At 65.2% G+C, this 22,193-nt stretch carries 15 protein-coding genes; 6 read left to right on the forward strand and 9 right to left on the reverse strand.

Annotation, left to right across the window (positions count from 1 at the left end; translation table 11 throughout):
- Positions 1-33: 33 nt before the first annotated feature.
- A complete protein-coding gene (locus tag SO140_RS18045) occupies positions 34-351 on the reverse strand; it encodes a hypothetical protein (protein ID WP_449379289.1) in 318 nt (105 codons plus the stop codon).
- Between the two features lie 294 nt (positions 352-645).
- Here SO140_RS18045 and SO140_RS18050 point away from each other — a divergent pair, with 294 nt between their 5' ends.
- Entirely contained in the window at positions 646-1,428 is a 783-nt protein-coding gene (locus tag SO140_RS18050) for a L,D-transpeptidase (protein WP_449379290.1), read from the forward strand.
- A gap of 29 nt (positions 1,429-1,457) precedes the next feature.
- Here the strand turns inward: SO140_RS18050 and SO140_RS18055 are convergent, their stop codons facing one another.
- Positions 1,458-4,664, reverse strand: a complete 3,207-nt coding sequence (locus tag SO140_RS18055) for a CHAT domain-containing tetratricopeptide repeat protein (protein ID WP_449379291.1) — start codon at positions 4,662-4,664, stop codon at positions 1,458-1,460.
- Between the two features lie 283 nt (positions 4,665-4,947).
- Here SO140_RS18055 and SO140_RS18060 point away from each other — a divergent pair, with 283 nt between their 5' ends.
- Complete coding sequence (locus SO140_RS18060) at positions 4,948-5,883, forward strand: glycerophosphodiester phosphodiesterase (RefSeq protein WP_449379292.1); 936 nt, start codon at positions 4,948-4,950, stop codon at positions 5,881-5,883.
- A 38-nt stretch (positions 5,884-5,921) separates the two neighbouring features.
- Here SO140_RS18060 and SO140_RS18065 read toward each other — a convergent pair whose 3' ends face one another.
- Positions 5,922-8,213 carry a fused MFS/spermidine synthase gene (locus tag SO140_RS18065; RefSeq protein WP_449379293.1) on the reverse strand — a complete coding sequence of 764 codons (2,292 nt, stop codon included), beginning with the start codon at positions 8,211-8,213 and terminating at the stop codon, positions 5,922-5,924.
- A 164-nt stretch (positions 8,214-8,377) separates the two neighbouring features.
- Here SO140_RS18065 and SO140_RS18070 point away from each other — a divergent pair, with 164 nt between their 5' ends.
- On the forward strand, positions 8,378-9,988 hold the full coding sequence (locus SO140_RS18070) for a phytoene desaturase family protein (protein WP_449379294.1): 1,611 nt from the start codon (positions 8,378-8,380) through the stop codon (positions 9,986-9,988).
- Between the two features lie 502 nt (positions 9,989-10,490).
- Here SO140_RS18070 and SO140_RS18075 read toward each other — a convergent pair.
- Positions 10,491-10,646: a Flp family type IVb pilin gene (locus SO140_RS18075; RefSeq protein WP_449379325.1), complete on the reverse strand. Its 156-nt coding sequence runs from the start codon at positions 10,644-10,646 to the stop codon at positions 10,491-10,493.
- Between the two features lie 170 nt (positions 10,647-10,816).
- On the opposite strand from SO140_RS18075, the gene SO140_RS18080 reads away from it, so the two are divergent.
- Entirely contained in the window at positions 10,817-11,704 is an 888-nt protein-coding gene (locus SO140_RS18080; RefSeq protein ID WP_449379326.1) for a 50S ribosomal protein L11 methyltransferase, read from the forward strand.
- Positions 11,705-11,836: 132 nt separating this feature from the next.
- Here SO140_RS18080 and SO140_RS18085 read toward each other — a convergent pair whose 3' ends face one another.
- Complete coding sequence (locus SO140_RS18085; protein WP_449379295.1) at positions 11,837-12,019, reverse strand: hypothetical protein; 183 nt, start codon at positions 12,017-12,019, stop codon at positions 11,837-11,839.
- 186 nt (positions 12,020-12,205) lie between these two features.
- Here SO140_RS18085 and SO140_RS18090 point away from each other — a divergent pair, with 186 nt between their 5' ends.
- Positions 12,206-14,032: an aminopeptidase P family protein gene (locus tag SO140_RS18090; protein ID WP_449379296.1), complete on the forward strand. Its 1,827-nt coding sequence runs from the start codon at positions 12,206-12,208 to the stop codon at positions 14,030-14,032.
- A gap of 266 nt (positions 14,033-14,298) precedes the next feature.
- The gene (locus tag SO140_RS18095; protein WP_449379297.1) at positions 14,299-15,576 is read left to right on the forward strand and encodes a multidrug effflux MFS transporter; all 1,278 of its coding nucleotides are present in this window, start codon (positions 14,299-14,301) and stop codon (positions 15,574-15,576) included.
- 179 nt (positions 15,577-15,755) lie between these two features.
- Here SO140_RS18095 and ligA read toward each other — a convergent pair whose 3' ends face one another.
- The 4 genes from ligA to lpxC all read right to left on the reverse strand — a co-directional run bounded on the left by ligA (position 15,756) and on the right by lpxC (position 21,899).
- On the reverse strand, positions 15,756-17,909 hold the full coding sequence (gene ligA, locus SO140_RS18100) for an NAD-dependent DNA ligase LigA (protein ID WP_449379298.1): 2,154 nt from the start codon (positions 17,907-17,909) through the stop codon (positions 15,756-15,758).
- A 177-nt stretch (positions 17,910-18,086) separates the two neighbouring features.
- Complete coding sequence (gene recN / locus SO140_RS18105; protein ID WP_449379299.1) at positions 18,087-19,775, reverse strand: DNA repair protein RecN; 1,689 nt, start codon at positions 19,773-19,775, stop codon at positions 18,087-18,089.
- A gap of 16 nt (positions 19,776-19,791) precedes the next feature.
- Positions 19,792-20,691 carry an outer membrane protein assembly factor BamD gene (locus SO140_RS18110; protein WP_449379300.1) on the reverse strand — a complete coding sequence of 300 codons (900 nt, stop codon included), beginning with the start codon at positions 20,689-20,691 and terminating at the stop codon, positions 19,792-19,794.
- A gap of 245 nt (positions 20,692-20,936) precedes the next feature.
- Positions 20,937-21,899: a UDP-3-O-acyl-N-acetylglucosamine deacetylase gene (lpxC, locus tag SO140_RS18115; RefSeq protein WP_449379301.1), complete on the reverse strand. Its 963-nt coding sequence runs from the start codon at positions 21,897-21,899 to the stop codon at positions 20,937-20,939.
- Positions 21,900-22,193: the final 294 nt, after the last annotated feature.

Raw genomic sequence — 22,193 nt, forward strand, 5'->3', positions numbered from 1 at the left:
TCTGCGCGCGCCCCGGAATGACGATCTGAGCCGTCACCTGTAGCAATGGAAGTGGTGGTAGCCGTCATAATAACCGCGGCAGCGATGGCGCCAGCCGTGATGGGGAATGCCGAACACGCCCTCGACCGCGCCCACGGCGCCGCCGACACCAGCCCCGACAGCGCCTCCGACCACGCCGCCGACAGGCCCGGCGACGCGGTTGCCTTCATAGGCACCTTCCTGGGCGCCGCGCACGATGCCCTGGGTATGTCCCGGCTCCGGCAGGAGCGCAAGCAGCAGGCATGCGGCAAACAGGGGGCGTAAAGGCAAACCAGCCGGCAACGCGGCCGCGGTTGAGCGAGCTTTGTTCATCTCAATATCCCAGTGGATGGACCGGCGACTTGACCGGTGACGGCAGGCGGTTTGAAACGCCGCTGCGGCCAAATGGTTGCGCATCCGTGACGGCGAATTGGCGATGCGCCGCGCTCGCGAAAATGTCACGCCGCACGCGCGGATTCGTGATGAAGCAGCCTTGCTTACGCCCGGCGCCAAGTTAACGATGGGCAAGTCGGGCCACTGGAACCGAAACCTGATTGCGGGCATAGTACACGCCGGGGGACGGAGAGCCGCGGCGCTTGCGCGAACGGGCCGGAGGCCAGGAGTAAAATGCGTACCTTATTTGTTGCAATCGTCTCATTGATGCTTTTCAGCGCGGGCACCGCGCAGGCCAAGGTCGACATCACCATCGACAAGGACAATCAGCGGATGACCGTCGCGGTCGACGGCGTCGCGCGTTATCACTGGCCGGTCTCGACCGGCATCCCTTCCCGCGAGACGCCGAGCGGCAGCTTCCGCGCCTTCCGCATGGAAGAGGATCACTACTCCAAGGAATTCGACGACGCGCCGATGCCGCACTCGATCTTCTTCACCAAGATCGGGCATGCGATCCACGGCACCGACTCGGTCGGCCGGCTCGGCACGCCAGCGTCCCATGGCTGTGTGCGGTTGTCGCGCGAGAATGCCTCGACGCTCTATGCGCTGGTGCAGGAGCAGGGCGTGCTCAACACCACAGTGACTCTGACCGGCTCGGCCCAGGTCGCCTTGATGCGCAATCCGCGCAGCCGCGGCACCAGCGCGGTGGCGCGCGCCGCGCAGCCGTACGGTGACCAATACACTGCAGCCGGCGAACCCGTCGACCTGACGCCGCAGGCGCAGCCGGGACGCCGCGTGGTGCCACAGGACGACGGCTATATCTACCCGGCCGACGGCAGCGACACCGGCGCCCGCTATCCAGCACCGCGCAGCTCGCGCCAGGTCTATGATGCGCAGGTCTATCAGCCGCAGCGGCAGTACCAGACTTACGATCCGAGCTACGGCCAGCAGGGCTATTATCAGCAGCAGCCCCGCCAGTACTATCAGCCGCGCACCTACTACAACTATCAGAACTGACGGCTGAAGCGACCGGCTATCTGGACGCGCTAACCACCTTCGCCGACCAGCACGAACGGCGCCCAGACGGCGGGATCGGCATTGCGCGGCGAGGCGCGGTCGGCGATCAGCGCCCGCATGGAGCGGCGCAGTGCCTCGGCGCGGCCGATGCCGGGATGTGAGGCGAGTTCGGAGAACGCGCCGGTGGTCAGCCGCACGGCCGCCTCGGAATCGACCGGCCAGTGCGACACCAGCAGCGCGCGGGCACCGGCGTAGAAGAATGCGCGCGCAAGGCCCGACAGGCCCTCGGCACCGGGCCTGTCGCCGGCCGCCGTGTTGCACGCCGACAGCACCGCCCAGTCGGCATCGAGCTTGAGCCTTGCGATCCGGCTGGCGGTGAGCAGGCCGTCGTCCTCGCGCGTCGGCTTGTCCGGCAAGGTCAGCACCAGGGCGGGCTCGGCGAGACCGTTGACCTCGCCGGCCACGAGACCATGCGTCGCGAAATCGACGACGCGATACTGATCGAGCGGCAGCGTGCTGACATTGGTGACGGTCGCGGCCGGACCGAGCTTGACGTCGTCCTGCGGCGAGGCGCCGAGCGCGCGCGCCACCGCCTGCAATTCGCCCGCGGTTTCCGGGAGCGCCGGCAAGCCCGTGCGCAGCCGCTCCAGATCGACGCTCGTGCCATCATAGTAGCTCTGGTAAGGCTGCACATTGCGCCCGGCGCTCGCGCGCTTGTCGCCGCTCGCGCGCTGGAACACAGGATCGCCGAACCCGACGAACGGTCTCGACGCACGCGAATCCTTCGCAAAGCTGCGTAGCGCGCGCAGGCTCGCCACCGAGGGCAGCACGGTGATCACGCGCTCATTGAGCAGCCAGGCCGCCTGCCGGTAGCGATCATCCTTGCCGAGCGCTGGATCGGGTTTCTTCGTCACCAGCACGTGGAACGGCAGGCTGGTCAGCGCGCCCGCGGGAACCACCAGCAGTTTCGGCTTGCCGGAGATGTCCGCCATGACCGGACCAAGCAGCGCGGCGTAGAGCTCAAAGGCGGCATCGAGATCGAACGATGTCTGCGTCGCCTCGGAATTGGCAAGTCCGAGCCGCAGATGCGCGACGCGGTCGCTGATCGCCTTGCTGCCGAGCGCGATCTGGCGCAGCGCGCTCGTCTCACGTGTCACGGCGAACACGTAGGTCTTGTCGTCCAGGACGAGAAAGGCGACCTGCGCCTCATCGGGCTTCAGTAGAGCCTGCGCCTGCGCGATCGGCAGCGGCTCGGGATCCGACAGTTCGGCGTAGGCGGGAAAGCCCTTGTCGAGCAGGGTCGAGGCCTCGTCGTAGGATTTTTGCGTTCGCGCGATCTCAGCGCGAAGGCTGCTGATCAGCACGTCGTTGCGCTTACCGTCGGGCTGGCCGAGCTCGGTCGTGACGCGCTTGTCGAGCGTGTCGAGCATGACTTTCAGGTCCTGCTGCCGCCGCACCAGCACCGCGATTGCGTCACTGCCGGCGCCGAACCGCACCGCCATCTGCGACAGCGCCGCGCCCGCCTTGGTATCATGGGCCCGCTGCGCGGCGCCAAACGCCTCGTCCCTTGCCGTATCGTCAGGCCTGCCGTCCGAAACGCGCCAGATCGCTTCGATCAACGCCGGGTCAATCTCGGTGAAACGGGTGAACTGCGTATTGCGCAGCGCGTTCAACGCCGCCGATGCCCGCCGCAGCATCGCGAGCGCATCGGTCCATTTGCCTTCGCGCGCGTCGACGTCGGCGAGATTGACCATCGTGGCAATGGTGTCCTGATGGTTCGCGCCGAGCCTCTCCTGTGCGATGGCGAGCGCACGGCGAAGTTTTTCCCGTGCATCGGCGAGCTGACCGGTCCTGAGATCGAGCACCGCGATGCTGCGAAGATCGCCGATGAGCTGCGGATGGGCATTGCCCAGCAGGCGCTCGTCGATCTCGAGCGCGCGGCCGAGATATTGCCTGGCCTCGTCGGCTCGTCCAGCCTCCACCAAGGCCTGACCGAGCGAGTTCGCCGCGACGGCGGTCTGGGCGGCGCCCTGGCCGAACTTCCGCTCCATCAGCAGCAGCGAGCGCTGGTAGAGCGGGATCGCCTGTTCGGCTCGGCCGAGGCTGCGATAGCTGTTGGCGAGGTTGGTGAGGATGCGCCCGACATCGGCGCTGTCGGCGCCGAACGCCTTCTCGTCGATCGCAAGCGCGCGCTCCTGCAGGCCCACGGCCGCCTCGACCTTTCGCTGGTCGACATAGTTGTTGGCGAGGTTGACGAGCGCAATCGCCGTGATCGGGTGGTTGGGGCCGTATTGCTTTTCATAGGCCTGAAGCATCTGCTGATAGAGTTTTTCCGCTTCGGCAAAGCGCGACTGCCGCTCCAGAACGATTGCCAGATTGCCAGTCGCCCCCGTAACGAGCGGATGATCCTCGCTACGCCGCGCGCGGCCGACCGCGAGTGCGCGCCGGAAGATCGCCTCGGCATCGGCAAAGCGGCCGACGGCCTGATAGAGGTTGCCGAGATCGTTCAGCGTCTTCTCGTGGTTGGGAGCAGCTTCAGCATCGCGGCCATAGGCCTTGTCGAGTGTGTCGAGCGCCTGCTTCAGGAGACGCTCGCCGTCGTCGAAGCGTCCGAGCAGGCCGTACACGTCGCCGAGATCGTCCATCGCTGTGGCAATTTCGTGCGGCGGTGCATTCGGGGTGTTTTGCCAGCTCGCCAGCGCGGTTTCGAAATAGCGCGCGGCCTCACCAAAATTCTCCTTGTCGCGCGCAAGCCCGCCGAGAGCGGCAAGGGTGCTTGCAAGCCTGACGTCATTGGCGCCGAAGGAAGATGTGCCGAGCGCCAGCGCACGCTCGGCGATCGCCGTCGCCTCGGTGCGTCGGTCGAGCATGCCGAGGGAGGTGACCAGGATGTTCGAGGTACGCAGCGTCGAGGCAACGTCGGTGTTGCGCAGCTTGATCGCGAGCGCCGCGTTGAGCTTGTCGACGGCCTCGCCGTAGCGTCCGAGATTGTGCAGGCACAGGCCTTCATTGTGCAGCACCCCGGCATAGTTCATGTTGTCGGTGCCCTGCCGCCGGCGAACCAGCACCTCGAGCTTCTCGGCGGCCGCCAGGGCCTCGGCCATGCGGCCCGCCTGGATGCTTGCCGCCATCTGCGCCTGGAGCGAATCAAAATCATTGCCGCGCTGGGCGAAAGCGGGCTCGCCGAATAACGAGACCGCCAGCATGAGGGCGGCGAAGACGCGAGCGCGGCGCATATGGAGGCCCCCGTCACACGCTTCAAATGACAATGGCCTCAAGAGTAAAGGCCGCAGCCGCCGCTGTCGACAGCATGCGAGGACGCCGGGCCGCGGCCTGAAAGCCACGGTCTCCGATCTTCAGCACTCGGGCGAAGCCAACGGGCGCAAATGCCTGTAGACTGGCCAAAGCCGTCGAAAACCGGTTCAAACCTCCTGCTTCCCTCTTGCCCTGCGTGCTCCGATGCCATCCCCTGCCCTGACGATCCTAACGGCCTTTTGTGTTCTCATCGCTGGACGGGCCATGGCCTTCGATTCAACCTTCGATCTCGAAGCGCATCGCGGCGGGCGCGCGCTGCTGCCGGAAAACACCCTGCCCGCCTTCGCCAACGCGCTGTCGATGGGCGTCGACACGCTGGAGCTCGACGTCGGCGTCACCGCGGACGGCGAGGTCGTCGTGTCGCATGAGCGCGGCCTCAATCCGGATCTCGCGCGCGACGCCGCAGGCGCCTATGTCGGTGCTCCGGGGACGCCGTTCGTAAAACTGCGGCTCGACGAGGTCAGGACGTATGACGTCGGTCAGATCCGCCCTGACAGTGCCTACGCCAAGCAGTTTCCCGAGCAGCGCGCGGTGCAGGGGACGCGGATTCCGACGCTGAAGGAGGTGTTCGCGCTAGTCGAAAAATCCGGCAATACGCGCGTGCGCTTCAACATCGAGACCAAGATCGATCCGAACCATCCGGACGAGTCGCCGGATCCGCGAGCCTTTGTCACGCATCTTCTCGGCCTCATCGACGCCGCGGGGTTTTCGGGCCGCGTCATGATTCAGTCCTTCGACTGGCGGACGCTGCTTCTGGTCCAGCAGCAGGCACCGAAAATTCCGACCGTCTATCTGACGCTGCAGCGCGGCTCGGCGCCGACCAACGCCCTCGACAGAGCCACCGAGTGGACGGCGGGCTTCAATCCGGCCGATCATGGCGGCTCTCTGCCACGCACGATCAAGGCGGCCGGCGGCGCGGTCTGGTCACCCTATTTCGGCGACGTGACCGCGGCTCTGGTCACGGAAGCTCACGAGCTCGGCCTGCGCGTCGTCGTCTGGACCGTCAACAAGGCGGACGACATGGCGCGGATGATCGAGATCGGCGTCGACGGCATCATCTCCGATCGCCCCGACCTGTTGCGGCAGGTCGCCGGCGAAAAAGGCATCGCGCAGCCCGCAGGCACGCCGGTCAGTCCGTAGGTCTCCCCTCGCGCGGGCGCCGGGCTACGAACTTTCAGCTACTCCCCGTCCCGCAGACGCCGGTACAGCGCGCCGATGATGTTGGAGTAGTCGTCGGTCCAGACCCGCACCTTGTCGTCGGCCTCGGTCTCCTCCCATTGCTTGGAGGAGGCGAGCTTTCCGACATCGGCTTCCTCGCGCGCGGAGACGACGACGTCGGTCGCGAAGATGTAGTCCGCATCACGCCCGGAATCCTCGTTGTAGACCCAGCTCTTGAGATCGTTGGCATCGGCAATGCCGACCACGACCGGCTCGAGGTCGAGATGGCGGTTGGAGATGTGCATCACGACTGCGCCGTGCGGGGCGAGCTTGTCCTTGTAGATCTTCATCGCTTCTTCGGTCGCAAGATGGATCGGGATCGCGTCCGAGGAGTAGGCATCGACGATGATGAGGTCATAGATGCCGTCAGGCTCCTTGGCGAAGGTCAGACGCGCATCGCCGATCACCGGCTTCAGGCCCGGCGCACAGCTCGAGATGTAGCGGAAATATTTGGGATCGCTCGCGGTATCGACCATGGTCTGGTCGATCTCGAAGAACTTCCAGCTTTCGCCGGGTTCGGCGGCGCAGGCGAGCGTGCCGGAGCCGACGCCGATCGCGGCCACCTTTAGCGGTGCGCCCTTGCGCTCGCGCATGGCAGCGATGGCCTGACCGATGCCGCCATCCCTGTGATAGTAGGTGATCGGCTCGGGCCGCCCCTCGACCGGCGTGCCGTCATTGTTGCGGAAACGCTCGGCGCCGTGGATCGTGGTGCCGTGCATCAGCACGTGGAAATAACCGCCGGGCGTCACCACGATCTTGTGCACGCCGAAGAAGCTGCGCACCGTCTCGACGCGGCCTTCATCCGCCGGGTAGACGCGGGTCAGCGCCAGTGCGAGCACGATCGTTGCAAAGATCTTCCAGCGGTTGGCATTGAGCGCGAGCGCCAGAAGCGCTGCGAGCAGGCCGACGGCGCCGGCGATCCAGACGCGGTGATCCTCGAACCAGGTCGTGACCTGCTCTGGGATTTGGCCGGTTGAATAGGACGGCGCCACCAGTGCGATGGCGAGCGCGGCGAGCACGAGCCAGTACCACTTCATGATGGAAGCAAGCCGCTCGCCTGCCGATGGCCGGCATAGCGCGGCGAGCGCGATCAGGATCGGATATTCCGCGATCCAGGAGAAAGTGAAAGGCGCGACGAGGCCGGCGAACAGGCCGCCGACCATGCCGCCGAATGACAGCGCGACATAGAAGCCGGTGAGATATTTTGCGGCCGGTCGCGTGCGCGCCAATTCGCCATGGCAGGCCATAGCGATGACGAAGAAGCAGAGCTGGTGGCCGCCCAGCGTCAGCAGCAGATTCTGCTCGCCGCCGAAAGCCAGCAGGATCACGGTGCCGGCAATCGCGAGCGGCTGGAGCCTCAGCATCCATCTGTGCGGCAACAGCGGCCGCGACTGGAACACCAGCACCCAGGTCAAGAGGTAGAGCGACAAAGGCACCACCCAGAGAAGCGGTGCGGCGGCGACGTCAGTCGAGATATGCGCGGTTACCGCGATCAGGAGGCCGGAAGGCACCGCAGCAAGGAAGATCCACCGTGTGCGAACGAGCCAGCTCGGGGCCGGCGAGCTCGTGTCCTCGGTTCGCGCCTCAGCCACCGCCGGCGCCGGCGAGCGCAACAGCAGCACGCCACAGGCCGCGATCAACAGGATCAATAACCCATAGCCGACGGTCCAGAGCCAATTCTGTGTGCGCAGCGTGAACACCGGCTCCAGCAGCACCGGATAGGACAACAGCGCGAGGAAGCTGCCGATATTGGAGGCGGAGTAAAGGAAATAGGGATCGGGACCATCGGGGTGGCCAGTGCGGACGAACCACGCCTGCAACAGCGGATTGTTGGCGGCGAGCGCGAAGAACGGCAGGCCGATCGACACTGCAAACAGGCCGAGCAGCCAGAACGCATAGCCCGAGGTCGGAGGCTCGCCGAACGAATGCGCAATCCCGAGCGGCAGCGTCAGCAAGGCCACTACCAGCAGCACGAGATGGATGACGACGGGAATCACGCGGTTCCTGATCTGCATCAGGAAATGCGCATAGGCATAGCCGGCGAGCAGTAGCGACTGGAAGAACACCATCGCCACCGACCACACCGCCGGCGAGCCGCCGAGCCGCGGCAGCACCATTTTCGTGAACAGCGGCTGCACCGAGAACAGCAGCAGCGCGCTGACGAAGATCGCGGCGGTGTAGACCGTCAGCACCAGCCGGTTGCGCGAGGCGGACGGCTGCTCGGTGACGGTGGGAGGCACGATCGAATCCATGAAAGCTCCGGCAAAACCCCGGCGGGCGCCGGGCGCGCGCAATGGAGCACAAGGCGCATGAACGGGCAATAAAGGGTGGGACTGTCGCGACAGCGAATGCCTGATATACAGGCGTCATTTCCGGGACCGCCTCTGCGGCGGCAGTCGAGAATGTTGAAGCTTTCATGACCGAAACCGACGTCGTCATCATCGGCGCGGGCCATAACGGCCTCACCTGCGCGGCCTATCTCGCGATGGCGGGGCTGCGGGTGACGGTGGTCGAGCGGCGCAAGGTTGTCGGGGGCGCCGCGGTGACCGAGGAGTTCCACCCCGATTTCAGGAATTCGGTCGCCGCCTATACGGTGAGCCTGCTCAATCCGCAGGTCATCAGCGATCTCAAGCTCGCCGAGCACGGCTTGCGTATCGTTGAGCGGCGTGCGCAGAATTTTCTACCCGCAGCCGATGGCAGCTATCTCGTCACCGGTGAAGGGCGAACGAAAGACTCCGTGGCCCGGCTCAGCGCGCATGATGCCGAGGCGCTCGACGGCTTTTCGCGCGAGCTCGAGGCCATCGCCGACGTGCTGCGCCAGTTCGTGCTGCGCGCGCCTCCGAACCTCGTGGAGGGCTTTGGCACGGGTAGCATCCGCGAGAGCATCAACGCTCTGCAAAGCGCCAACATCCTGCGCCGCTTGAGCCTGGAGCAGAGCCGCAGCCTGCTCGACCTGTTCACGCGGTCGGCCGGCGAGATGCTGGACGATCGTTTCGAGCACGATCTCGTCAAGGCGCTGTTCGGATTCGACGCCATCGTCGGCAACTACGCCAGCCCATATGCGGCTGGCTCGGCCTACGTGATGCTGCATCACGCCTTCGGCGAGGTGAACGGCAAGAAGGGCGTCTGGGGCCACGCCATCGGTGGCATGGGCGCAATCACGCAGGCGATGGCGCGCGCCGCGCGCGACCAGGGCGTTGCGATTCAAACCGACGCCGGCGTGCGCGAGGTGATCGTCGAGCGTGATCGTGCTGTGGGCGTCGTGCTGGAGAGCGGCCAGAGCATCCGCGCGAAATACGTTGCCTCCAACGTCAACCCAAAGCTACTCTATACGCGCCTCGTCGCAGCGGACGCCGTCCCTGCCGACTTCCTCGCCCGCATCCGGCACTGGAAGAACAGCTCTGGCACCTTCCGCATGAACGTCGCGCTGGATCGCCTGCCGTCCTTTACGGCGCTCCCTGGCGACGGCGATCATCTGACCTCCGGGATCATCATCGCGCCGAGTCTCGCCTATATGGACCGCGCCTATCTGGATGCGCGCGAGCAGGGCTGGAGCAGCTCACCTGTCGTCGAGATGCTGATCCCCTCGACGCTCGATGACACGCTCGCACCGGCAGGCAAGCACGTCGCCAGCCTATTCTGCCAGCACGTCGCGCCGGAGCTGCCTGAGGGCCAATCGTGGGACGACCATCGCGAGGAGGTCGCCGACCTCATGATCGCGACGGTGGACAAATACGCACCGGGCTTTGCCGCGAGCGTGCTTGGCCGCCAGATCCTCTCCCCGCTCGATCTCGAGCGGCAATTCGGCCTGCTCGGCGGCGACATCTTCCACGGCGCACTGACACTCAACCAGCTCTTCTCGGCCCGCCCGATGCTGGGACACGCCGACTACCGCGGGCCGCTGAGGGGCCTCTACCATTGCGGCTCCGGCGCGCACCCCGGCGGCGGCGTCACGGGCGCGCCCGGCCACAATGCGGCGCGGACGATCTTGAGGGATCACCGCTCTCTGTTCGCAGGCCGTGGATAAGCGTGTGGATAGCCCGTGCACAGGCGTGTCCAACGCGTAGGGAAAGCTAGCGTGATAATCGGGAGAAACCCTGGGGACCGACTGGGGACATCCTCGCACGACGGCCGGGATATCCCTGTGGACAAGCCGGTGGACAAACCTTGGGCTAACGAAGGGAAACCCTGTGCAGCGGGTAGCGTCTCACTTTGAATCTGGAGGCCTGTGGCCAGAGACCAGTTGGATATGAAGGTCTTGGGCCACTATTTGACGCGCCCATTCGGCCTGGTCTTCCATTATCAATTTTGCGACCAGCAATTCGTCGACGATTGACGCGCCGACTTCTTCGCTCCAACGAAGGTCTGCGGCGTTTCGCTTCTCATCTATCACACGTCACTCCCTTTCGAAGCTTAGAGACACCACCGGACACCGTCAGAAACGACTGCGCCCGCAGGGGGCGTTCCCCCGCGGGCGTCGATCGCTGTCTTCAATGAAATAGCCCCCGCTCGGAAAAGGGAGGCGGAAATTACTTCAAGGAGCTGCTAACTGAACCGAACTTGTCATTCAGGCTGGTACCCAGGTTGTTGACCACGGTAATGATCGCCAGGGCGATGCCGGCTGCGATCAGACCGTATTCGATCGCGGTGGCGCCAGACTCATCAGACCAGAACTTTTGAACCATGCGCTTCAAGATTTGCCTCCAATTTCCAGTTTCGTTGGCTGCACCCAACATCCGGTAATCTACGGAGCGGAACCTAAAGTTGAATAAACACGGGAACCACAAGTTTTGAGAATGATGCGAGGCGATAACTCATTAAATTGGATCGAATTGAGCGAGTAAATTTGAATCAAATGCCCCCATTCCCCACCCACCGCGCGAGCTTTGCGATAGGCGACGAGGCCGCCGCCAAGCGTGTCGTCGACATCCTGACCGAGGTCTTTTTCGATGGTGACGCGGCGGTCGCCGCATTCGAGCAACCCGACGGGCGCTGGGATGTCACCCTGCACTTCGCGGATGCGCCGGATCAGGATTTCCTGAGGGGAATCATCGCTGAAGCGGCAGGTAGCCAGACCGCGGACACGCTGGTGTTCGACAGCGTCGAGGCCAAGGATTGGGTCAAGGCGAGCCTTGCGGATCTGGTGCCCGTTCCGGCCGGGCGCTTCGTCGTCCATGGCAGCCACGATCGCGATCGCGTGCCACCGAACAAGCTGGCCATCGAGATCGAGGCGGCGCTGGCCTTCGGCACCGGCCATCACGGCACGACGCGCGGCTGTTTACTGTTGCTTGACCATGTCTTGAAAGGTTCTCGGCCGAAGCGCGTGCTCGACCTCGGCACCGGGACCGGCGTGCTGGCGATCGCAGCGGCCAAGGCGCTGCATCGCGTGGTGCTGGCGAGCGACATCGACCCGCCCTCGGTGCGCGTGGCTCGCGAGAACGCGAGCCTGAACGAGGCCGGTCACCACGTGCATGCGATCCGTGCCACCGGCTTTGCCGCGCCCGATTTTGCCGCGTGGGGACCGTTCGACCTGGTGCTGGCCAACATTCTAGCCAACCCCCTGCGGCAATTGGCGGGCCCCATGACGCGCCGCCTCGCGCCGGGCGCGCAGGTCATCCTCTCCGGGCTCCTGACGCCCCAGGCGCCCGCGGTCATCGCGGCCTATCGCGCGCGCGGGCTGGTGCCGGTGCGGCACTTGCGGATCGAGGGCTGGAGCAGCCTGTTGCTGCGGAAGATGGGGTGAGGTGCTGTAGGGCGGGCAAAGGCGCGCTCTTCGCGCGCCGTGCCATCATCGATCCGCACCGGGCGATAGAAGTGGTGGGCACGCTTCGCTTTGCCCACCCTACGGACTACGCTGTCGACGATGCAGCGCTTGCTACTCCGTCGATTTGTCGTCGCGGCCAATCGGAACGCGCTTCTCGCGCAACATCCGCTTGGCGCGGCGCTCGGCGAAACGGTCGATCATCTGGTAGATGACGCCGCGCGGCTTCTCGGGCTCGGGAGGAGAGGGTCCGCGACGGACCGGAGGCGAGATCTTTTCAAACATAAACGCAGGCATCGTGTGTCCCCTCGCCATTGAGATGAACCACTTGCTCTTTTTGCCCTGTCATCCGGACGAAGCGCGGAAGCCGCATCCATTACTCCACTCAACGCGAATGGAACTTCGCAAGCACAGTCTATGCCAATGCACAACGATTGCGTCCACATTGCGGAGCAATCACCATCACCCTAAGATAGTCACAGCATGTTCGAAGCTCACTTCCAGACATTCGAGGAGCCGGAGGCCGGCGTCGCATTGAGCGCGCGGCTTGCAGCACTTCGCGAGGAACTCGCCCGCCGCAAGCTGACCGGCTTCGTCATTCCGCGCGCCGACCAGCAGCAGAATGAATATGTGGCCCCGTCGGAGGAGCGGCTGGCCTGGCTCACCGGCTTCACCGGCTCGGCGGGACTGGCGGTCGTGCTGCCGCAAGAGGCGGCGGTGTTCGTCGACGGCCGCTATACGCTGCAGGCGGCCAAGCAGGTCGACGCAAAGGCCTGGGCTGTGGAGTCGCTGATCGATCCACCGCCGGAAAGCTGGCTGTCCGCGCATCTGAAGACGGGCGACCGCCTAGGATTTGATCCGTGGCTGCACACTTTTGCGGCAGCCGAACGCCTATCCGCCGCCTGCGCCAAGGCCGGCGCCGAGCTGGTGGCCGTCGATTCGAACCCGGTCGATGCCATCTGGCACGACCGGCCGCCCGCTCCAATCGCGCCGGTCGTGATTCACGCCCTGCAACATGCGGGGATCGCGGAGGCGGAGAAGGTCGCGCAGATCCGCAGCGAGATCGGCAAGCTGGGCGCCGATGCACTGGTGCTGTCGGACAGCCATGCGGTGGCCTGGAGCTTCAACATTCGTGGCAGCGACGTCGCGCACACGCCGTTGCCGCTGTCCTACGCCTTGGTGCCGAAGGACGGCCGGCCGACCGTGTTCATCGACCACCGAAAGCTCTCCAACCTGACGCGCGACCATCTCGAGCAATCCGCCGATGTGCACGAGCCAGATGCATTGACGCCGACGCTGATGGCGCTCGCCAAGAGCGGCGCAGCGATCGCGCTGGACAATGCGACGGCCGCCGACGCGCTCAGCCGGCTGATCACGAGCGGCGGCGGCAAGCCGCTGCGCGGCGCCGATCCGGTGGCGCTGCTGAAGGCGGTCAAGAACGCCACCGAGATCGCTGGGACGAAGACTGCGCACCGGCGTGACGCGGTGGCGTTGGCCCGCTTCCTCGCATGGGTCGATCGCGAGGCACCCTCGGGCAAGCTGACCGAGATCGACGCAGTGGAGGCGCTGGAGACGTTCCGCCGTGACACCGGCGCACTAAAGGACGTGTCGTTCCCGACCATTTCCGGAACGGGCCCGAACGGCGCCATCGTGCATTACCGTGTCACCCGCAAGAGCAACCGGCGGATCGCACGCGGCGATCTGCTCTTGATCGATTCCGGCGCGCAGTATGAGGATGGCACCACCGACGTCACGCGCACCATGGCCGTTGGCGAGCCGACCGCGGAGATGCGCGACCGCTTCACGCGCGTGCTGCGCGGCCATATCGCGATCGCACGCGCAGTGTTTCCCGACGGTACAACCGGCGCGCAGCTCGACACGCTGGCCCGGCAATATCTCTGGGCCGCCGGCGTCGATTTCGAGCACGGCACCGGCCACGGCGTCGGCAGCTATCTCTCCGTTCATGAAGGGCCGGCGCGCATTTCGAAGCTCGGCACCACGCCGCTCAAGCGCGGCATGATCCTCTCCAACGAACCCGGCTACTACAAGACCGACGGTTTTGGCATTCGTATCGAGAATCTCGAGCTGGTGGTTGCCGCCGACATCGCCGGCGCCGAGAAGCCGATGAACGCCTTCGAGACGCTGACGCTCGCGCCGATCGACCGGCGCCTGATCGCTGTCGCGATGCTGAGCACGGATGAGCTCGACTGGCTCAACGCCTACCACGCCCGCGTCAGGGCCGAAGTGCGGCCGGCGCTCGATGATGCGACGAAGGCTTGGCTCGATGAGGCGACGGCGGAGCTGACATAGTGCATAGCACCGTCGCGTTCGCCGCAACTCTCGCCCCAACCTCCGCTGTCATTCCCCGCGCAGGCGGGGAATCCGGTATTCCAGAGGCACTGGTCGTATCCTGAGAAGCCGCGGCGTACTGGATCGCCCGGTCGAGCCGGGCGATGACACCTGTTTTGTGGCGACGCCTCGTGGGATGACGGTAGATTTGCGGTGCCGGCATCGCGCATGGCCGTATTCCGAAACATCGGTATTCGCTGATCCCGTCATGCGGCTAGTGTCGATCCATGCATGGCATGATGGGCAAGCCGACGCTCTCGGCGCAACAGAACCTCGCGACCTCTCGCGTGATGCTGATGTTGCTCGTCGCCATGACCGGCGTCGCGCCGATCTCGCTTTACATGCTGGTTCCGGCGCTGCCGGTGCTGGCGACGACGTTCGGTCGCGACATCTCGGTCGCGCAGATGACGGTGTCGCTCTACATGGTCGGCATCGCCTGCTCGCAGATCATCATGGGACCGCTGTCCGACCGGTTCGGCCGGCGACCGGTGCTGCTCGCAGGGCTCGCGCTCATGGTCGCGGCAAGCATCGCCTGCATCTTCGCGGATAACCTGCCGCAACTGATCGCAGCACGCTTCTTCCAGGCGCTGGGCGGTGCCACGGGCATGGTGGTGAGCCGCGCCATCATCCGCGACCTCTACGAGCGCGAGCGCGTCGGCGCGATGATCAGCCTCGTCGTCGCCGTCATGATGATCGCGCAAATGCTCTCACCCCTGACCGGCGGCCTGATCGAGACTGCGTTCGGCTGGCGCGCGATCTTCTACGCCATCACGGGAGGTTCGCTCTTAGTCTCCGTCGGCATCGCGCTGACGCTGCCCGAGACGCGCCGCGCTCGCGCCGCCGGCAGCGGCTTTCGCGGCGACGTCGGCAGCCTCATCCGCAATCGCGCCTTCGTCGGCTATGTGCTGTGCCAGGTGCTGGCCTCGCAGATCATTTTCACCTTCGCCGGTGGCGGCCCCTACATCGTGGTCACGCAGATGGGCCGCAGCAGCGCCGAATATGGCGCGTGGTTCGCGACCACGGCGTTTGCGTATCTGGTCGGCAATCTCCTTTGCGTGCGCTTTTCGCCGCGGCACTCGCTGGAGAGGCTGATCTGGTTCGGGCTCGCACTGCAGCTCAGCGGCAGCGTCCTGAACCTTGTCTGGAGCCTGACCGGCTGGAACGAGGCACCAGGCTGGCTGTTCGGCACGCAGATGATCGTGATGGTCGGCAATGCCTTCGTGATGGCGAACTCGGCCGCGGGCGCCATCAGCGTCCGCCCCGAAGCCGCCGGCACTGCGTCAGGCGCGATGGGCTTCCTGCAACAGGGCATCGGGTCGCTGGTATCGCAATTCGGCGCCTATCTCGGCGGCCACTCCACGACGACGCTGCCGCTGACTTCAGCGATAACGGCGATCTCACTGCTGTGCGCCTCCACCATGATCTTCATCGTGCCGCGACGCGAGGTCGTGGTCAGCGAAGAACTGATCGAGCAGGCGGAAGAGGAAGAGAGCGGGATGATGTGAGGGGTCGCCGCGAGCGACAGCTGTTCCAACACTCTCGGTGTCATCCCCCGCGAAAGCGGGGGATCCAGTACGCCGCGGCCTCTCCGTATCCTCGCACGGCCCCTGGAATACTGGATCGCCCGCCTGCGCCTGCGCGGGCGATGACGGCGAAGCAAGAGGCAGCAGCGAGCGCCAAAACCTCACTCCCCGATCAGCTTCAGCCACTCATCCTCGGTCAGCACCTTGACGCCGTGCTTGTTGGCGTCAGCCAACTTGGACCCTGCGCCGGGGCCGGCGACGACGAGATCGGTCTTCTTCGACACCGAGCCCGACACTTTCGCGCCCAGCCGTTCCGCGGTCGCCTTGGCCTCATCCCGCGTCATCTTCTCCAGCGAGCCCGTGAACACCACGGTCTTGCCGGCGACGGCCGAGTTGCTCTTCGGCTTCTCGGCGTCGATGATGTCGACTTCGCCGGTCAGCCGCTCGACGATGCCGCGGTTGTGGCTCTCGCCGAAATAGTCGGCGATGCTCTTGATCACGGTGTCGCCGATCTGGTCCAGCGCATCCATGTCGGCAATTGCCTCCTCGTCGCCGTGAGCGACCTTCAGGCAGGCGTCGTGGAAGGCATCCCATGAGCCATAGCCGCGCGCCAGCGCGAGCGCCGTGGTCTCGCCGACATGACGCATGCCGAGCGCATAGATGAAGCGCTCCAGCGCGATGTTGCGCCGGCTTTCGATGGCGCCGAAGAGGTTGCGTATCGAGGTCTCGCCGTAACCCTCGATCTCCTCCAGCTTCAGCTTCGCATTGCGCTTCTGCAGCGTGAAGATGTCGGCGGGCTCCTTCACAAATCCTTCGTCGAAGAAGTACTGAAGCTGCTTCTCGCCGAGGCCATCGATGTCGAACGCCCGCCGCGACACGAACAGCTTCAAATGCTCGATCTTCTGATAGGGACAGGCGAACTCGCCGGTGCAGCGGGCGCGCGACCCCTCCTCGCCCGTCGCCGTCTCCTCGCGCACCACATCGGTGTGTAGCGGGCACGGGCACTTCTTCGGGAACTGGAATTCCTTCGCATTCTTCGGCCGCTTGTCGATCACGACGTCGACGACCTGCGGGATGACGTCGCCAGCGCGTTGGATCACGACGGTGTCGCCGATCCGGATGTCACGGCCCTCGCGCAGCACCTCACCCTTGTTGCCAATGCCCTTGATGTAGTCCTCGTTGTGCAGCGTGACGTTCTGCACGATCACGCCGCCGACGCCGATCGGTTCGAGCTTGCCGACCGGCGTGAACGAGCCGGTGCGACCGACCTGGATCTCGATGTCGCGCAGCACCGTCATGGCGCGCTCGGCCGGAAACTTGTGCGCAATACCCCAGCGCGGCGTGCGCGACACGAAGCCGAGCCGTTCCTGCCAGTCGATGCGGTCGACCTTGTAGACCACGCCGTCGATGTCGTAGTCGAGCTCGGCACGCTGCTCTTCGATTGAATGATGAAACGCGAGCAGCTCCTCAACGGAGTGACAGAGCTTGGTCAGCGGATTGGTCTTGAAGCCGCAGCGCTCGAACCAGTGGATCATGCCACTCTGCGTGCCCTCCGGCATGGCACTCATCTGCCCCCACGCATAAGCAAAGAAGCCAAGCGGGCGCGAGGCGGTGATCCCGGGGTCCTTCTGCCGCAGCGAGCCTGCGGCCGAGTTGCGCGGATTGGCGAAGATGGTGTCGCCGGCCGCCTTCTGCCGCTCGTTGAGCGCAAGAAAAGCCTTCTTGGTCATGTAGACCTCGCCGCGCACCTCGCAGATGTCGGGGACGTTGCGGCCTTTGAGCTTCTTCGGCACGTCCTCGAGCGTACGGATGTTGGCAGTGACGTCCTCGCCCTCCGCGCCGTCGCCGCGTGTCGCCGCGGTGACGAGCTCGCCGCCCTCATAGCGCAGCGACATCGAGAGCCCGTCGATCTTGGGCTCGGCGGAGAAATCGATCCTGTCGTCGGCAAGCTTCAGGAAGCGCGCAATGCGACCAACGAAATCACGCACGTCCTCTTCCGCAAAGGCGTTGTCGAGCGACAGCATCGGCACTGCGTGCCGGACCTTCTTGAAGCGTCCGGACGGCGCCGCGCCGATCTTCTGCGACGGCGACTCGGCGCTGACGAATTCCGGAAAGCGCTTCTCGATCGCATTGAAGCGCTGGCGCAGCGCGTCATATTCGGCATCCGTTATCGTCGGCGCGTCGTCCTGATAGTAGCGCTTGTCGTGCCCCTCGAGTTCGAGGGCAAGCCGCACGTGCTCGACCTTGGCCTGCGCCTTGGTGAGATCGGCGACGTCGGGAAGCGTCTTCGTTTTGGATTTTGCTGCTCTTGCCATGACCGTTGAATACGACAGACGCTGCGCGAGGTTAAGGGCGTGTGGAAATCTCGTGCCCCGGACGCTGCGCAGCGCAAAGCGGTGCGCTGCTGATCCGGGGCCCATCTTGAGGCACCATTGTGGGTCCCGGCTCTGCGGAGCAGCGCTGCGCGCTGCACCGCGTCCGGGACACGAGATCTACGCCGTCGCCGCCCTCAACAACCGCTCCGCCGCCGCCCTCGCCTCCGCCGTGATCTCCGCCCCCGCCAGCATCCGCGCGATCTCCTCGCGGCGGTGGTCGGCGGCGAGCGCATTGACGCGGGTGGCGACGCGCTTGCCCTTGTCGAGGGCGTCCTTGGAAATCAGCAGATGCTGGTCGGCGCGTGCGGCGACCTGCGGGGCGTGGGTCACGGCCATCACCTGCACCTGGCCGGCAAGCCGCGCGAGCCGTGCGCCGATGGCATCTGCCACCGCGCCGCCAACGCCGGTGTCGATTTCGTCGAACACCAGGGTCGGCGCCGAGCCGCGGTCGGACAGCACGACCTTCAGCGCGAGGAGGAAGCGCGACAGCTCGCCGCCGGAGGCAACCTTCATCAGCGGCCCCGGCTTGGTGCCCGGATTGGTCTGCACCCAGAACTCGACGCGATCGAACCCCTGCGGTCCCGGTGCGCGCTCATCCGTCTCGACCTGGGTCATGAATTTCGCGCGTTCGAGCTTGAGCGGCGCGAGCTCGGCATTGACGGCCTTGTTGAGCTTTTCGGCCGATTTCTGGCGTGCAGCCGAGAGCTTCTCGGCAGCTGCCGCGTAGCGCGCATCAGTCTCGATCGCGGACTGCTCGAGCTTCTTCAACTGTTCGGCGCCGGCGTCGATCAGCCTGACATCGGCCGCGTACTTCGCGGCAAGCGCTGCCAGGCCATCGACGGGCGTCGAATATTTGCGCGAGGCTGCACGCAGCGCGAACAGCCGCTCCTCGATACGCTCGAGCTCCAAGGGGTCGAAATCGGTGGCGGCGAGCGCGGCCTGGAGATGCTGGTCGGCCTCCTCCAACGAATTGATCGCGGCGTCGATCGCCTTCACCGCGGGCTCGACCAGCGCCGGTGAATTGACGCCGCGGCGTTCCAGCCTTCGCACTGCCGCCGAAAGAGCCGCGACCGGCGAATTGTGACCGCCGACGATTTCCTGCGCCTCGCGCAGGTCGGAGGCGATCTTCTCGCCCTGCATCATGGTGGTACGGCGGGAGGCCAGGGCGGTCTCCTCGCCGTCCTTCGGCGCAAGCTGCTTCAATTCGTCCGAGGCATGACGCAGATAATCCGCCTCGCGCGCGGCGCGCTCCATGCCGGCGCGATGCTCCTCCAGCGCGGTGTTGGCGGTGCGCCGCGCATCCCACAGCGCTTCAACGGCCGTGACATCCTTCTCCAGCCCGGCAAAGGCATCGAGCAGGCGGCGATGCGTGGAAGCATCGACCAGCGCGCGCTCGTCATGCTGGCCGTGGATCTCGACCAGCGCGGCACCGACCGCTTTGAGGGTCTGCACGCTGATCGACTGGTCGTTGATGAAGGCGCGGGTGCGGCCGTCGGCGAGCTGCACGCGGCGCAGGATCATCTCGCAAGAATCTGCAAAACTCGCCTCTTCCAGCCCGTTCTCGGCGAGGATCTTCGTCGCGGGATGGGCCTTGGGCACGTCGAACACGGCCGTGACCTGCCCCTGCTCCGCGCCGTGGCGCACGAGGCCGGCGTCGCCGCGGCCGCCGAGCGCCAGCGCAAAGGCATCGAGCAGGATGGATTTTCCCGCGCCGGTCTCGCCGGTCAAAACCGCAAGGCCGGTCGCGAATTCGATATCGAGCCGTTCGATCAGGACGATGTCACGGATCGACAGACGCGCCAGCATGGAACCCCAAAATTTCCTAGCCGCCGAGGCCCATCTTCTTGAAGGTCCTGCTGATCCAGGACCCCTGATTCTCGCTCGGCTCGAGACCGCCGGATTTTACAAGATTATAGGCGTCCTTGTACCAGCGGCTGTCAGGAAAATTGTGCCCGAGCACGGCGGCGGCGGTCTGCGCCTCGCCAACGATGCCGATCGCCATATAGGCCTCGGTCAGGCGGTAGAGCGCCTCCTCGACGTGGCGCGTGGTCTGGTACTGCGTGACCACGGTCTTGTAGCGGTTGATCGCGGCCGTGAAGTCGCGCTTCTGCGCGTAATAGCGACCGACGGCCATCTCCTTGCCGGCGAGCTGATCGCGCCCGCCCTCGATCTTGGCCTTGGCGCTGGTCGCGTATTCGGAGTTCGGATATTTGCGCACCACCTCTTCGAGCGAGGCGATCGCCTTCTCGGTGCGGGTCTGGTCGCGGCTGATGTCGGGGATCTGGTCGTAATGGGAGGCCGCGATCAGATATTGCGCGTAGGCCGCGTCCGGGCTGCCGGGATGCAGGGTGACGTAACGGCTCGCAGAGCCGATGCAGCTGTCATAGTCGCCCGCCTGGTAGGACGCGTAAGCCGACATCAGAAGCGACTTGCGGGCCAGGTCGGAATAGGGGTGCTGCCGGTCGACCTCCTCGAACTTCTTGTTCGCCGCCTTGATGTCCTTCTTCTCGTTCATGAGGTACAGGCCCTCATTGTAGAGCTTGTCGGCCGGCTCCTCGACGAAGGTGTCGTCCTTGGCGGTGAACTTGTCCCACAGTTCGCCCGCGCCGCAGCCGCCGAGCGGCAGCGCGAGCACGAGGAACGTGGCAGCCTGCAGCAACCGTCGCGCCGAGGGCGCGAGCGAAGCCGTGAGTGATTCGCGCGTCATACGCTGTGCTGACATAAATTAAGACCTGACGCCCTGTGATGCGCTGCCCGCCACGCCATGACCCCGCCACGGCCGCGAAATCTGTTTGCCCGTGCTTCGGCGCCCTGCCATGCGACCCAAGCCGTTATAGCCCAAAAACGATCGGTAACGTCCCGGATAGGCAGGCATTTCGCCCGGATTAAGGCGACGGTGCACTGAAGCTAGTCGATCATGGTTACCAGGAAATGCGCTGGCTAGCCAAAGCGGCCGGAATCGGCCGTTCAGGACACGTCCGGCCCGTAGGCGGCGGCAATCCGGCCACCCACGATACCGCTGCCGACCTCGACCACCGGACGCGTGGTGCGGCGAGCCGCCTCACCTTCTACCACCCGCCAGGCAGTCCGATCGGCAAGCAGCGCGGTCAGGACGGCGTGGTTGAGCTTGTGGCCGCCGCGGACCGAACGGTAGGCGCCGAGCAGCGGAAGGCCGGCCAGCGCCAGATCTCCCACCACGTCCAGCACCTTGTGGCGCACGCATTCGTCGGCGTAGCGCAGACCTTCGGTATTCAGCAGCCGCTCCTCGTCAAACACGACGGTGTTCTCGAAGGAGGCGCCGCGCGCAAAGCCCGCGCTCCAGAGACGCGCCTGATCGCACATCAGGCCGAAGGTGCGGGCCCGCGCGATCTCGCGGCGGAAGCGCTCCGGGCTGAGCTCGAACGTGTAGGCCTGCCGGCCGATCACGGGATTGGCGAAATTGATCTCGACCTCGGCACGGAAGCCGTTGGCGTAAGGCCGCAGCTCGCCGAAGGAATCACCAATCGCAACCGAGACCGGCTTCAAAATCTGGATGAACCGGCGCTGTGCCGGCTGGCTGACGATGCCGGCCTGGTCGATCGCCGCGACGAACGCCGCTGCGCTACCGTCCATGATCGGAACTTCCGGACCGTCGATTTCGATGGTGGCGTTGTCCACGCCCATGCCACGCAGTGCCGCAAGCACGTGCTCAGCGGTCGACACCAGTGCGCCGTCGCGGTCGCCAAGCACGGTCGCGAAATCGGTTGCGATGACCTGTTCGGCGGTGGCCTGCACTTCGCGGTCGCAACCTTCGAGACCAGTGCGGACAAAAACCAAGCCTGCATCGACAGGTGCAGGCCCCAAGGTCAGCGTGACGGGGAGACCGGAATGAACGCCGACGCCAACCACTGTGGCCTGCGCGCGGAGCGTTGTTTGCCGGCTAAATTTCATCGGGAACTGCCCACCCTACGACCCACTGCGACTTATACTGAACCGAACTGGCCGTCCGAGGCACCAGCTCGAATCTCCGTATCCCCAAGTCACGCGCAGACCATAGTCACTGCCCCAAACAAGCCAACTCACGCTTTTTTACCAATTGTTACCCCAACTCTGCCGCATTCGGGCGTGGCGTGAACCAATTTGCGCCACGTTTGGAGGTGGTTTCGGCAACTTTACTCCACCACGGAATACATAATTAATCATTTAAAATCAGTCAGTTGGTCTCGCAGCCCGGAATCCTCCCGG

Source organism: Bradyrhizobium sp. UFLA05-108 (assembly GCF_059803455.1).